We start from the raw sequence: 13,612 nt of genomic DNA on the forward strand, positions 1-13,612 counted from the left end.
ATGAACGTTACTCAGGGGATAATGCGTTCGCGCCCTGGCCTGCTGGCTTTATCATTGCTACTGGCGGGCTGCGCTGTGGGGCCTGATTACCAGCCGCCCCGGCCTCAAATGCCTGTGAGCTGGCGCGATCTCTCTTCAACGGCAGCGTCAAAGCCGCAGCCCCGCGCCATCGATCTCAGCTGGTGGCGCAGCTTTAACGACCCGCAGCTAAATAGCCTGATCGACCGCGCCATTGCCGGTAATCTCTCATTGCAGCAGGCGGTACTGCGCATTGCCGGCGCGCGGGAGCAGCTGGCGCAGGCGCGCGGCGCACTGTTGCCTGCTGTTAACGGCAATCTATCCGCAAGACGTCAGCAGCTGGGCGCAAAAGGCGTGCTGGAAGCCAACGGCGCATATGATCAGCTGGATGCGAACGCACCGGAGTTGCGCTCCTCGCTGGATAGCCTGACGCAGCCGATTAATCTCTACCAGGGCAGTTTTGACGCCTCCTGGGAGCTGGATCTGTGGGGCAAAGTACGCCGACAGGCAGAAGCCGCCCGTGCGCAGCAGCAGGAGTCGATAGAGAGCCGCAACGATGCGCTGGTTTCGCTGCAGGCTGAAGTCGCGCGCGCTTATCTGCAGCTGCGCGGCGCGCAGTCGGTAACGCGCACGCTGCAAACCCAAATCGATGTGGCGCAGCAGACGCTGGAGCTGACGCAAAGCCAGCAGCGTAACGGCCTTGCGCCGCAGCTGGATGTGGAAAACGCCCGCGCGCAGCTTAGCTCGCTACGCGCTCAGCTGCCGCAGTATCAGGCGCAGGCGCGTCAGGCGATGAACGGGCTGGCGGTGCTGATGGGCAAACCGCCCGGCGCGCTGGATAGCGAGCTGAGCGCCGAAAAAGCGCTGCCCGCGCTGCCTGCTGCCGTGCCGGTAGGCATTCCCTCAACGCTGGCGCGTCGTCGTCCCGATATTCGTCAGGCGGAAGCTAACCTGCATGCCGCAACGGCAAATATCGGCGTGTCGGTTGCGCAGCTTTTCCCCAGCCTCTCATTAACCGGCCAGCTGGGCGTGCGCAATACGGACGCCAGCTATCTGGATAACTGGAGTAGCCACTTTTACAGCTATGGTCCGGCGCTGTCGATTCCCATTTTTCAGGGGGGCAGGCTGGTCTCCAGCGTGAAGCTTACCCGTGCCCAGCAGGCCAGCTCTGCATTAAATTATCGGCAAACGGTGCTAACCGCGCTGCAGGATGTGGAAAATGCGCTGGTCAGCTACCGTACCGATCAGGAGCGGGCAACGCAGATGGATGAAACCGTTAGCGCCCTGCAGAGCAGCTTTGATCTGGCCAGCGACAGCTATAAAAAAGGTCTCTCTACCTTCCTTGAGGTGCTGGATGCGCAGCGTCAGCTGGCGCAGGCAAAACAGCAGGCGGAGCAGGCGCGCGTACAAAGCAGCCTGGATTTGGTCGCGCTCTATAAAGCGCTTGGCGGCGGCTGGGAAAATTATCAAAACGTCGCCTTGCCGCAATTTAACCTGTTTGGTCCGGCGACGCCCGCCGGTTAACCGCTTAACGCGCAGGGATAAAAACAAAGGGGTGTCGTCGCCTGCGTTATGCATCTCAAGCCGTCAGTACGCTACTGGCGGCTTTTTTTTTGCGCGGTTTGTACCTGGCCCGCCGCACAGCATAATTTAAAATAAAAATTTCCTTTTATTCTGAAAACGAAACGTATGCCGTTAACGCCTGTAACGGGTTTTGTGGCGATTTAACAACCCTGCAAACGGAATAGTGTGACCAGGATCAGCCTTCAGACCGAAGATTATGACTCTCTCCACAAAATTGATATTTCACTATTATTTTAAATGAAAAAAATAATCTATGTTGTGCTGTGAAAGGTTTGTGTTCTGTCAGCAGGGCGCAGATCGGATTTCCACTTCAACCAGGTTGCTGGAGTCACTATGCCAAAAGAACAATACATTACGCTGAGCAAAGCCTCCGGGCCAAACAGCAGCACGCCCGCTGAACCCTTCGTTAAAGTGATCGCGGTGGTCGCAACGCTGGGCGGATTGCTGTTTGGCTACGATACCGGGGTTATTTCGGGTGCGCTGCTGTTTATGGGCGACGAACTGCATCTCACGCCTTTCACCACCGGGCTGGTGACCAGTTCGCTGCTGTTCGGCGCCGCCTTTGGCGCGCTGCTGGCCGGGCATTTTGCCTCTGCCGCCGGACGCCGGAAAATCATTCTGGTGCTGGCCGTGATCTTCGCCATTGGCGCTCTGGGAACCTCGCTGGCACCAGACGTTAACTGGATGATCTTCTTCCGTCTGGTGCTGGGCGTAGCGGTCGGTGGCGCGGCGGCGACGGTGCCGGTTTATATTGCTGAAATCGCTCCGGCGAATAAGCGCGGTCAACTGGTAACCTTACAGGAACTGATGATCGTTTCCGGTCAGATGCTGGCCTATATCTCTAACGCCTCCTTTGACGCTATCTGGGGCGGGGCGGATACCTGGCGCTGGATGCTGGCTGTGGCTACCTTACCGGCGGTACTGCTGTGGTTCGGCATGATGTTTATGCCCGATACGCCGCGCTGGTATGCCATGAAAGGTCGCCTGGCGGAAGCGCGCCACGTGCTGGAGCGTACCCGTGCCAAAGAGGATGTTGAATGGGAACTCACCGAAATCGAGGAGACGCTACAGGAGCAGGAGAATCAGGGAAAACCACGGCTGCGCGAGCTTAAACAGCCCTGGCTGTTTAAGCTGTTTCTGATCGGTATCGGCGTGGCGGTGATCCAGCAGCTGACCGGCGTCAATACCATTATGTACTATGCGCCGACGGTATTAACCAGCGTCGGCATGAGCAACAGCGCCGCGCTGTTTGCCACTATCGCCAATGGCGTGATTTCGGTGTTGATGACTTTTGTCGGCATCTGGCTGCTGGGGAAAATCGGCCGTCGCACCATGACCATGATCGGACAGTTTGGCTGTACCGCCTGCCTGTTCTTTATCGGCGCGGTAAGCTGGCTGATGCCGGAAACCCTTAACGGCCAGCCCGATATGCTGCGTAGCTATATGGTGCTGCTGGGCATGCTGATGTTTCTTTGTTTCCAGCAGGGAGCGCTGTCGCCGGTGACCTGGCTGCTGCTGTCAGAAATTTTCCCGACGCGCCTGCGCGGTATTTTTATGGGCGGCGCGGTATTCGCCATGTGGATCGCCAATTTCCTTATCTCGCTGATGTTCCCGGTGATGCTGGCATCGGTGGGGCTGGCAGGCGCTTTCTTTATCTTCGGCGCTATCGGCATCGGCGGTGCGATCTTTGTGCTTAACTGTATCCCGGAAACGCGCAACCGCAGCCTGGAGCAGATTGAGCACTATCTGCGCGACTGGCTTTCACCCGATCGTGAAACGCCTCCACTGCCTGCGCCGCTCAAACACAAGACGGAACAGCACGGTAGCTGATGGGGTTACGCAAGGCTGGCGGTATTCGCCAGCCTTTTTTTATGGCACAATGCCCGCCAAATTTCGTTATTCCCTGAAATAATTCAACAGCAGGCAGGCGACGAACCGGCGCATCTCAGGCACGGCCCGAGTCAGCGCATAGCGTTAACGCCCCTGTTATGTGAACTATAACGGGACTCTTCCCCGCATAAGTAAGGCAATCCCTGTGCTAGTTTCCAGCAATGTTACCATGCAGTTTGGCAGCAAACCGCTGTTTGAAAATATCTCCGTTAAGTTTGGCGGCGGCAACCGTTACGGTCTGATCGGCGCGAACGGTAGCGGTAAATCAACCTTTATGAAGATTCTGGGCGGCGACTTAATGCCGTCCGCCGGCAACGTCTCTTGTGACCCGAATGAGCGTATCGGTAAGCTGCGCCAGGACCAGTTCGCGTTTGAAAAATTCAGCGTGCTGGATACTGTGATTATGGGACACGATGAGCTGTGGCAGGTAAAGCAGGAGCGCGATCGTATCTATGCGCTGCCGGAAATGAGCGAAGAGGATGGCTATAAAGTCGCCGATCTGGAAGTGCTGTATGGCGAAATGGACGGATACACCGCCGAAGCGCGCGCCGGTGAGTTGCTGCTGGGCGTGGGGATCCCGCTTGAGCAGCATTACGGTCTGATGAGCGAAGTGGCACCGGGCTGGAAGCTGCGCGTACTGCTGGCGCAGGCGCTGTTCTCGAACCCGGATATTCTGCTGCTGGATGAGCCAACCAACAACCTGGATATCGATACTATCCGCTGGCTGGAGCAGGTGCTGAACGACCGCAACAGCACGATGATCATCATTTCGCATGACCGTCACTTCCTGAACATGGTCTGCACCCATATGGCGGATCTCGATTACGGCGAGCTGCGTATCTATCCTGGCAACTACGATGAATATATGACCGCCGCCACCCAGGCGCGTGAGCGTCTGCTGTCTGATAACGCCAAGAAAAAGGCGCAGATCGCCGAGCTGCAGTCATTTGTCAGCCGCTTTAGCGCCAACGCCTCTAAATCGCGTCAGGCCACTTCACGCGCCAAACAGATCGATAAAATCAAGCTGGACGAGGTCAAAGCCTCCAGCCGTCAGAACCCGTTTATCCGTTTTGAGCAGGATAAAAAGCTGTTCCGCAACGCGCTGGAAGTGGAAGCATTGACCAAAGGCTTCGACAACGGCCCGCTGTTCCGCGATCTGAATCTGCTGCTGGAAGTCGGCGAAAAGCTGGCGGTACTGGGCACCAACGGTGTGGGTAAAACCACGCTGCTGAAAACCCTGGTGGGCGATTTGCAGCCTGACAGCGGTACGGTGAAATGGTCTGAGAACGTGCGCATTGGTTATTACGCGCAGGATCACGCGGAAGAGTTTGATACCGATCTGAATGTATTTGACTGGATGAGCCAGTGGAAGCAGGAAGGCGACGATGAGCAGGCGGTGCGCAGCGTGCTGGGCCGTTTGCTCTTCGGTCAGGATGAGATCAAAAAGCCGGTGAAAGTGCTGTCGGGTGGTGAAAAGGGCCGTATGCTGTTTGGCAAGCTGATGATGGAACGCCCCAATATCCTGATTATGGATGAGCCGACTAACCACCTGGATATGGAATCGATCGAGTCGCTGAACATGGCGCTGGAGATCTATCCGGGCACGCTGATCTTTGTTTCTCACGACCGTGAATTTGTTAGCTCGCTGGCGACACGCGTGCTGGAAATTACACCGGAGAAAGTCATCGACTTCAGCGGCAGCTATGAAGATTATCTGCGCAGCAAAGGCGTTCAGTAAGCGCTGACGCGCCAGCTGGTGTCAAAATGCCAACCCAGGGCCGCCGTATGGCGGCCTTACTTTTATCCTGCCGTCGGCGGCATATTGCTCATCCAGACCCGGTTTTTCCCCCGACGTTTCGCCTGATAAAGGGCTTCGTCTGCCTTGTCGATAAATTCCGCAGGTAAAACCCCGGCGAACACCCGTGGCTGCCAGTGCATGCCAATGCTGATGGTGACGACCTTCTCCTCCACGCTGCTTGCCTGATGCGGCATCCTGAGCGACGCTACCGCACGCACCGCCTGCATTGCAATAAGGTGCGCTTCCGGCTGTGTTTTATCCGTCAGTACCAGCATGAATTCTTCGCCACCGTAGCGGGCAATCAGCTCATCATGACGCAGCGGCAGGCGGTTTAAACAATCGGCTACGTTACGCAGGCATGCATCGCCCGCCTGATGACCATAGGTATCGTTATAGGCCTTAAACGAATCGACATCGATAAGCACAATCGTTAACGGCGTATGCAGCTTTATCGCGCGCTCCATCGCTCTGGGGATAAACCAGTCCAGCTGACGGCGGTTTGCCAGCCCGGTGAGCCCATCCACCAGCGCCATGTTCTGTAGGGTGCGGTTCATATGGGTGAGCTGATCGTGCACCCGGGTTAACTCCATCTGGTTATGCAGGTTCAGGCGGATATGGTGCAGTACGATAAAGCCGAGCAGAAACAGCAACGCCAGCAGAACCAGGTTGAGCAAAACAAAGCCGATAGAATCCGCGATCCAGTCCTGTCGCACCTCCTGCAAATCGTAGCCTGCGGTCACGACCAGCGGATAATTGGTCAGCCGGGCATAGCCAAAAATGCGTGGCCTGCCGTCAACTGCCGCACGATAAATAGCGGCCCCGCTGGCGGTCGTGGTTAACAGCTGGGTAAACAACGGGCTAAGGGAAATATTGCGATTAATCAGCGCTTCGCTGTAGGGGCGAATATAGACCAGGTTAGCGTTTGCCTTCATGAGCGCCATCAGATCGCGTTCGCCCAGGTTGTAGTAATCATAAACCTGGCGGAAATAATCGAGGCGAATCGAGGCCATCACCACGCCGCGAAAGGTGCCGTCGGGATTACTCAGGCGTTCGGTCACCGGGATCACCATATTGCCGCTAACACGACTGCGCACCACGTCGCCGATATGCAGTTTGCTGTCGGGAGAACGTTGATGAAAGCGGAAATATTCCCGATCGGCGACGCTGGTTTTCGACAGCGTCGCCAGGGAGGAGGAGAGCGCGGGGTAGCCGGAAGCGTGATAAATGATAATGCTGTCCAGGGGAGGCAGAGCGGCTTTTCGCGCCATCAGCAGCTGATGCAGATTAGCGGCCTGTTGCTCAATCCCGTCCTGGTTAATGCGATCGCGCACATCCTGCAGGGTCAGGTCAATTTGCAGAAAGGTATCTTCTGCCTGACGTGCAAGCGACACCGACAGGTTACGTGCGTTTTCCTCGGTAAGGTGGAGCGTTCGTTGCCAGCTGCTCCACAGGCTCCAGCCGTTGATGGCGATTACCGCGCTGCTGATAACCAGCAGAAAGACCAGCATCATCTGACGCAGCACTGGTTTTGCAGCACGGCTTTCGCTGTCTGCTTTATTCAACGCCTGCGCCTGGGGCGCATTTCCATTTTCCATGTTTCAACTATAGCCAGGGAAAGGGAAGCTGCTGAATAACCAACTTTAATTAACCGGAAGCGGTGCCGCAAACTTCACAGGCAGGATCTTTGGCCACCTTCATTTCACGGAACTGCAGCGTCATGGCATCATACATCAGCAGCTTACCGGAGGCGGCCGCCCCGTAATGCGTTAGCAGACGAATCGCTTCCATCGCCTGCAGCGAACCGATTACGCCAACCAGCGGGGCCATCACCCCCGCTTCGACACAGCTCAGGGTATCGCTGCCGAACAGGCGACTGATACAGCGGTAGCAGGGCAGGGTTTCATCCTGCCAGCTAAAAACGCTGATCTGGCCTTCCATACGTATTGCGGCCCCCGACACCAGCGGGATCCGTCGCTGCCGACAGAGGCGATTCAGCTGTTCGCGCGTGGCGACGTTATCGCTACAGTCCAGCACTACCTGATGCTGCGCCACCAGCGCATCCAGTGCCGCATCATCCAGCCGGGCATTGACGGTGCGTAGCTGGGTCAGCGGATTAATTTGCGCCAGCCGCCGCCGGGCCGACTCGACTTTTACTTCGCCGATCTCTGCATCGCTGTGCAGCACCTGACGCTGCAGGTTAGAGAGGGAAACGACGTCAAAATCGAGCAGCGTCAGCGTGCCGATGCCCGCCGAGGCCAGATAAGGGCTGGCGGCGCAGCCCAGACCGCCCAGACCTACTACCAGCGCGCTCGATGCTTTCAGCCGCTCCTGTCCATCAAAGTCAAAGCCGCGCAGCACGATCTGCCGGTTATAACGCAGGGTTTCGCTATCGCTCAGCTCCGGCAGCATGTCAGCCTCCCAGCAGGTGATTAAATGGCTCGATCTCTACCCATTCGCCCGGCTCGACATGGCCGCGTTCGCGCTCCAGCACAATAAAGCAGTTGGCCTGGCTGAAAGAGCTGAATACGTGCGAGCCCTGATGACCGGTGGTGACCACCTGTAGTTCGCCATTTTCGCCACGGCTGACGATACCGCGCTGGAAGTCGAGGCGGCCAGGCGTTTTCTTCAGGCGCGTAGCGGCGCGAGCGCGCTGACGCGGCGGCAGAGCGGCGCGCTGCTGACCGCTCAGCTTCGCCAGCAGCGGCTGTACCAGCTGATAGAAGGTCACGGCGGCGGAAACCGGATTGCCTGGCAGGCCGCAGAACCAACTGTTGCTCAGCCGCCCAAAGGCGAAAGGTTTGCCTGGCTTAATCGCCAGCTTCCAGAAAGTGATAGCGCCCAGCTCGTCCAGCATCGCTTTGGTGTAATCTGCTTCACCTACCGAGACGCCGCCGCTGCTGATCACCACATCCGCCGCGCGATCGGCCTCGATAAAGGCAGCGCGCAGCGCCTGTGGATCGTCACGAATAATGCCGAGATCGATCACCTCGCACCCCAGCTGGTCCAGCATCAGCCGTACGGCAAAGCGGTTAGTGTCATATATTTGTCCGGCCGCCAGCGGCTGACCTGGCGGCTGTAGCTCATCGCCGGTAGAAAAAATGGCGACCCGCAGCCGACGCACCACCTCAACCTCGCCGATGCCCAGCGACGCGATCAGCGGCAGCTCCGCTGCGCCGAGGCGCACGCCCGCCGCCAGCACGCTGTCGCCCTGACGAATATCTTCTCCGGCGCGACGAATGTTTTGCCCCGCTTTAACCTCAGCGGTAAAGCGGATACGTTCGCCTTCCGTTGTGGTCTGCTCTTGCATGACCACCGCCTCCGTGCCTTCCGGCACCGGCGCGCCGGTCATAATGCGAATACAGCTGCCTGCGGGCCATTCGCCGCTAAAGGGATCGCCGGCAAAGGCTTTGCCAGCCAGCGGCAGCGCTTCGCCGCGTGCAATATCCGCCATACGCACCGCATAGCCATCCATCGCCGAATTATCGAATGGCGGAACGTTGAGCGGTGAAATAACCGGAGCGGCGGTAATCCGCCCGGCAGCAGCGTAGACACTCAGGGTTTCGCTCTCGCTAAGCGGTGAGAGCCGATCCAGCATTTTTTGCCGGGCCTCTTCAAGGGAGATTAATCCCGCAGTAAAACTTTCCATTTGGCCTCCGGCCAGAACCTACAGATAGCGCCTATTATGGCGCGAAATGCCCTGACAATCACCCCGCCAGCGCACCAGAGGCTTATGATGTGCTTTTAGTTATGAGATATAACGCTTTGTTATTAAACCTTACCTGGCTTTACGCTTTACATCACCCCGGCGGCTACCTATAGTCAAAATTTGCCGAAAAATCATAACATCACATCCATTCAGCCGTTTCCGGCGGTTTCAGAACACAGGGTAAATAATGATGGGCAGAGCAGCCATTGCCATTCACGGCGGCGCGGGCGCGATTGCACGTTCGGCGCTGAGCGCGGAGCAGGAGCAGCGTTATCTCCAGGCGCTAAGCGAAATTGTCGCCAGCGGCCAGAGGATCCTTGCCGCTGGCGGCAGCGCGTTAGATGCGGTTACCGAAGCGGTGCGCCTGCTGGAAGAGTGTCCGCTGTTTAATGCCGGGAAAGGCAGCGTCTTTACCCATCAGGGCACGCATGAGCTGGACGCCTGCATCATGGACGGGCGCACTCAGGATGCCGGTGCGGTGGCTGGCGTAGCGCATATTCGTAATCCGATCCTGGCGGCGCGCGCGGTACTGGAGCACAGCCCGCATGTGTTGCTGTGCGGCAGCGGTGCAGAGCAGTTTGCCCAGGAACAGGGCCTGGCGCCGGTTGCGGCGGACTTCTTCTCCACGGATGAACGCTGGCAGCAGCTGGAGCGCGCCCGCGCCAGCCAGCAAACGCTGCTGGATCATGATGGAGCGGCGCAGGGATCCGCACCGCTGGATGCCGACCGCAAACTGGGTACGGTCGGCGCGGTAGCCTGCGACAGCGCGGGCAATCTCGCTGCCGCCACCTCAACCGGCGGCATGACCAATAAACGGGTCGGGCGCATTGGCGATTCGCCGTTACCGGGCGCAGGCTGTTTCAGCAATCGCCGCGTAGCGGTCTCCTGTACCGGCACCGGGGAAGTTTTTATCCGCACCCTGGCGGCTGGCGACGTCGCCGCGCTGATGGAGTATGGCGGGCTCAGCCTGCAGCAAGCCTGCGAACGGGTTATTTTCGATAAAATTCCAACGCTGGGCGGCAACGGCGGCCTGATTGCTGTCGACGCTGAGGGAAACATTGCGCTGCCGTTCAATACTGAAGGCATGTATCGCGGCTACGGTTACGCGGATCAAGGCCCGGTAGTCGCGATTTACCGGCAAGATTAAGGAGCCAGCATGCAACAGTCATCCTCTTTACCGCTGGCCGAAGAGTGCGTGCTGGCGGTACGTAATCTTAGCGTCAGCTTTAACCAGCAGGGCCATATCATTCAGGCGGTACGTCAGCTCTCGCTGGAGGTCCGACGCGGTGAAACCCTGGCGTTGGTGGGCGAGTCCGGCTCAGGAAAATCGGTGACCTCGCTGGCGCTGATGCGTCTGATTGAGCAGAGCGGCGGCCGTCTGGATAGCGGTGAGCTGTGGCTGCGGCGGCGTGATAACGCGCTGGTGGATCTGGCGCAGCTGCGACAGTCGCAGATGCGTACCATTCGCGGCGCGGATATGGCGATGATTTTTCAGGAGCCGATGACCTCGCTGAATCCGGTGTTTACGGTTGGCGAGCAGATCGCTGAATCGGTGCGGCTTCATCAGGGCAAAAGCCACCAGCAGGCGCTGGCGGAGGCGCGGCGAATGCTCGATCTGGTACGCATTCCCGAAGCGCAAAATGTCATGACGCGCTATCCCCATCAGCTTTCCGGCGGCATGCGCCAGCGGGTGATGATCGCCATGGCGCTCTCCTGTCGTCCGGCGCTGCTGATTGCCGATGAGCCCACTACCGCACTGGATGTCACTATCCAGGCGCAGATTTTACAGCTGATCCGCGTGCTGCAAAAAGAGATGGCGATGGGGGTGATCTTTATTACCCATGACATGGGTGTAGTGGCGGAAATGGCCGACCGGGTGCAGGTCATGTACCGTGGCGCCGTGGTCGAAAGCGCCGATACCGCCACGCTGTTTAGCGCGCCGCAGCAGCCCTATACCCGTGCGCTGCTGGCAGCGGTGCCGCGTCTTGGCGCTATGCAGGGGCAGCCCCTGCCGCGTAAATTTCCGCTGCCGGGCGAGCAGGAGAACAGCGGGGCGCAGGTGGATACGGTAAAGCATCATGAAGCGCCGATCCTGGAAGTGCGTGATTTAGTCACGCGTTTTGATGTTCGCGCCGGTCTGTTGAACCGCGTGAAGTGGCGGGTGCATGCGGTAGAAAAGGTGAGCTTCAGCCTTTATGCCGGTGAAACGCTGGCGCTGGTGGGGGAGTCGGGCTGTGGTAAATCCACTACCGGCCGCTCGCTGCTGCGGCTGGTAGAGAGCCAGGGCGGCAGCATTACCTTTAACGGGCAGCGTATCGATCGTCTGAAGGCGCATCAGTTGGCGCATTTACGGCGCGATATTCAGTTTATTTTTCAGGATCCTTATGCTTCACTCGACCCGCGTCTCACCATTGGTTTTTCCATTATGGAGCCGCTGCTGATCCACAAGGTCATGTCACGCGCTGAAGCGGAAAAACGAGTCGCCTGGCTGCTGGAAAAAGTGGGGCTGCTGCCGGAACATGCCCAACGCTATCCGCATGAATTTTCCGGCGGCCAGCGCCAGCGCATCTGTATTGCCCGCGCGCTGGCACTGAATCCCAAAGTGGTGATTGCCGACGAATCGGTCTCGGCGCTGGATGTCTCTATTCAGGCGCAAATCATCAATCTGATGCTGGATTTGCAGCGCGAATTTGGTATCGCCTTTCTGTTTATTTCACACGATATGGCGGTGGTGGAACGCATCAGCCATCGTGTGGCGGTGATGTACCTGGGGCAGATTGTAGAAATCGGTCCGCGCCAGGCGGTATTTGAAAATCCCCAGCATCCCTATACGCGCAAACTGATGTCAGCGGTGCCGGTTGCCGATCCGGGCCACCGCCGCCGCGAGCGAGCGCTGCTGGCGGATGAGTTGCCCAGCCCGCTGCGCACGCCCGGCGATGAGCCGGTGGTTGCGCCATTAATTCAGGTTGGGGCAGATCATTACGTGGCCCGGCATATCATCAGCGGCGCCTGACGGCCCGGCTTTTGCACAACCCGCAAGGGACTAAGGAGAACAAGCATATGACCAAACTCACGACCCGCAGTTGGCTGATAACCGCCGGCCTGCTTAGTAGTTTCGCCGCTGCGCCCGGCTGGGCAGCAAAGGATGCCGTGATCGCCGTAGGCTCTAACTTCACCACGCTCGACCCTTATGATGCCAATGACACCCTGTCGCAGGCGGTGGCGAAATCCTTCTACCAGGGGCTGTTCGGCTTTGATAAGGACATGAAGCTGGTAAACGTGCTGGCGGAAAGCTATCAGGCCAGCCCCGACGGCCTGACCTGGACCATCAAGCTACGCTCCGGTATTAAGTTTCAGGACGGCACCCTGTTCAACGCCGAGGCGGTAAAGGTGAATCTCGATCGCGCCAGCGACGAAGATAACCATCTGAAGCGTTATAACCTGTTTAAACATATCGCCACCACCGAGGTGCTCGATCCCACTACGGTGAAGATTACCCTGAAGCAGCCGTTCTCCGCCTTTATTAATATTCTGGCCCATCCGGCGGCGGCGATAATTTCCCCTACCGCGCTGAAAAAATATGGCAAGGAGATCGGCTTCCATCCGGTCGGCACCGGTCCTTATCAGTTTGTGACCTGGAACCAGACCGATTTTGTGAAGGTGAAAAAGTGGGACGGCTACTGGAAGCCGGGCTATCCGAAACTCGACAGCATCACCTGGCGACCCATTGTGGATAACAATACCCGCGCCGCGATGCTGCAAACCGGTGAAGCCAATTTTGCCTTCCCGATCCCTTATGAGCAGGCGAAACGGCTGGAGCAAAACAGCAAGCTCGATTTAGTCAGCACGCCGTCGATCATGCAGCGCTATATCAGTTTTAACGTCACGCAGAAGCCGTTCGATAACCCGAAAGTGCGCGAAGCGATTAACTACGCGATTAACCGCGAGGCGCTGAGCAAAGTCGCCTTTGCCGGTTACGCCACGCCAGCAACCGGCATCGTGCCGCCGTCGATTGCCTTTGCGCAAAGCTATCCGGCGATGGAGTACAATCCGGCGAAAGCGCGGCAGTTGCTAAAAGAGGCGGGCTACCCGGACGGTTTCAGCACCACGCTCTGGTCTTCTCACAACCACAGCACCGCGCAGAAAGTGCTGCAGTTTACTCAGCAGCAGCTGGCGCAGGTGGGCATTAAAGTCAAGGTCACGGCGATGGATGCCGGGCAGCGCGCGGCGGAAGTAGAAGGGAAAGGGCAAAAAGAGAGCGGCGTACGGATGTTCTATACCGGCTGGTCCGCCTCGACCGGTGAAGCTGACTGGGCGCTGACGCCGCTGTTTGCCACCGGCTCCTGGCCGCCAGCAATCTTTAACACCGCCTTTTACAGCAATGAACAGGTGGATAAAGATCTGAACGACGCGCTGAAAACCACCGATACGGCGAAAAAAGCGCAGCTGTATAAAGATGCGCAGGACCGTATCTGGAACGATCGCCCCTGGGCGCCGCTGGTGGTGGAAAAGCTGGTGTCGGCTCATAGCAAATCGCTGAGCGGTTTTTACATGATGCCTGACACCTCTTTTAATTTTGATGAAGCCGATCTGAAGTAATGTCCGCGCCGCCAGCC

General features: G+C 58.0%; 9 protein-coding genes. 6 read left to right on the plus strand and 3 right to left on the minus strand.

Annotation, left to right across the window (positions count from 1 at the left end; all coding sequences use genetic code 11):
- The 3 genes from ACQE3Y_RS05805 (at position 1) to ACQE3Y_RS05815 (ending at position 5,230) form a co-directional block, all read left to right on the plus strand.
- Complete coding sequence (locus ACQE3Y_RS05805) at positions 1-1,542, plus strand: efflux transporter outer membrane subunit (RefSeq protein ID WP_426981059.1); 1,542 nt, start codon at positions 1-3, stop codon at positions 1,540-1,542.
- A 393-nt stretch (positions 1,543-1,935) separates the two neighbouring features.
- On the plus strand, positions 1,936-3,432 hold the full coding sequence (locus ACQE3Y_RS05810; protein ID WP_426974198.1) for a sugar porter family MFS transporter: 1,497 nt from the start codon (positions 1,936-1,938) through the stop codon (positions 3,430-3,432).
- A gap of 205 nt (positions 3,433-3,637) precedes the next feature.
- Positions 3,638-5,230: an ABC-F family ATPase gene (locus ACQE3Y_RS05815; RefSeq protein WP_426981060.1), complete on the plus strand. Its 1,593-nt coding sequence runs from the start codon at positions 3,638-3,640 to the stop codon at positions 5,228-5,230.
- Between the two features lie 62 nt (positions 5,231-5,292).
- Here ACQE3Y_RS05815 and ACQE3Y_RS05820 read toward each other — a convergent pair whose 3' ends face one another.
- Genes ACQE3Y_RS05820 through moeA form a run of 3 tightly spaced genes read right to left on the minus strand, consistent with a single transcriptional unit; the run spans position 5,293 to position 8,936 of the window.
- Entirely contained in the window at positions 5,293-6,885 is a 1,593-nt protein-coding gene (locus ACQE3Y_RS05820; RefSeq protein ID WP_426974200.1) for a sensor domain-containing diguanylate cyclase, read from the minus strand.
- Between the two features lie 49 nt (positions 6,886-6,934).
- Entirely contained in the window at positions 6,935-7,699 is a 765-nt protein-coding gene (gene moeB / locus ACQE3Y_RS05825; protein ID WP_426974201.1) for a molybdopterin-synthase adenylyltransferase MoeB, read from the minus strand.
- 1 nt (position 7,700) lies between these two features.
- Positions 7,701-8,936 carry a molybdopterin molybdotransferase MoeA gene (gene moeA / locus ACQE3Y_RS05830; RefSeq protein WP_426981062.1) on the minus strand — a complete coding sequence of 412 codons (1,236 nt, stop codon included), beginning with the start codon at positions 8,934-8,936 and terminating at the stop codon, positions 7,701-7,703.
- Positions 8,937-9,186: 250 nt separating this feature from the next.
- On the opposite strand from moeA, the gene ACQE3Y_RS05835 reads away from it, so the two are divergent.
- The 3 genes from ACQE3Y_RS05835 to gsiB are packed head-to-tail and all read left to right on the plus strand — an operon-like array spanning position 9,187 to position 13,595.
- On the plus strand, positions 9,187-10,143 hold the full coding sequence (locus ACQE3Y_RS05835; protein ID WP_426981189.1) for an isoaspartyl peptidase/L-asparaginase family protein: 957 nt from the start codon (positions 9,187-9,189) through the stop codon (positions 10,141-10,143).
- Positions 10,144-10,152: 9 nt separating this feature from the next.
- Entirely contained in the window at positions 10,153-12,009 is a 1,857-nt protein-coding gene (gene gsiA, locus ACQE3Y_RS05840; RefSeq protein ID WP_426974203.1) for a glutathione ABC transporter ATP-binding protein GsiA, read from the plus strand.
- 47 nt (positions 12,010-12,056) lie between these two features.
- A complete protein-coding gene (gene gsiB, locus ACQE3Y_RS05845; RefSeq protein ID WP_426981063.1) occupies positions 12,057-13,595 on the plus strand; it encodes a glutathione ABC transporter substrate-binding protein GsiB in 1,539 nt (512 codons plus the stop codon).
- Positions 13,596-13,612 lie beyond the last annotated feature (17 nt).

The organism is Pantoea sp. FN0305 (assembly GCF_050113845.1).
GTDB lineage: Bacteria > Pseudomonadota > Gammaproteobacteria > Enterobacterales > Enterobacteriaceae > Mixta > Mixta alhagi.

Bases quoted from the DNA above. Each gene is read 5' to 3' on its own strand.
- ACQE3Y_RS05805 (WP_426981059.1), top strand. From the start codon at position 1: ATGAACGTTACTCAGGGGATAATGCGTTCGCGCCCTGGCCTGCTGGCT.
- ACQE3Y_RS05810 (WP_426974198.1), top strand. From the start codon at position 1,936: ATGCCAAAAGAACAATACATTACGCTGAGCAAAGCCTCCGGGCCAAAC.
- ACQE3Y_RS05820 (WP_426974200.1), bottom strand. From the start codon at position 6,885: ATGGAAAATGGAAATGCGCCCCAGGCGCAGGCGTTGAATAAAGCAGAC.
- moeB (WP_426974201.1), bottom strand. From the start codon at position 7,699: ATGCTGCCGGAGCTGAGCGATAGCGAAACCCTGCGTTATAACCGGCAG.
- moeA (WP_426981062.1), bottom strand. From the start codon at position 8,936: ATGGAAAGTTTTACTGCGGGATTAATCTCCCTTGAAGAGGCCCGGCAA.
- ACQE3Y_RS05835 (WP_426981189.1), top strand. From the start codon at position 9,187: ATGGGCAGAGCAGCCATTGCCATTCACGGCGGCGCGGGCGCGATTGCA.
- gsiA (WP_426974203.1), top strand. From the start codon at position 10,153: ATGCAACAGTCATCCTCTTTACCGCTGGCCGAAGAGTGCGTGCTGGCG.
- gsiB (WP_426981063.1), top strand. From the start codon at position 12,057: ATGACCAAACTCACGACCCGCAGTTGGCTGATAACCGCCGGCCTGCTT.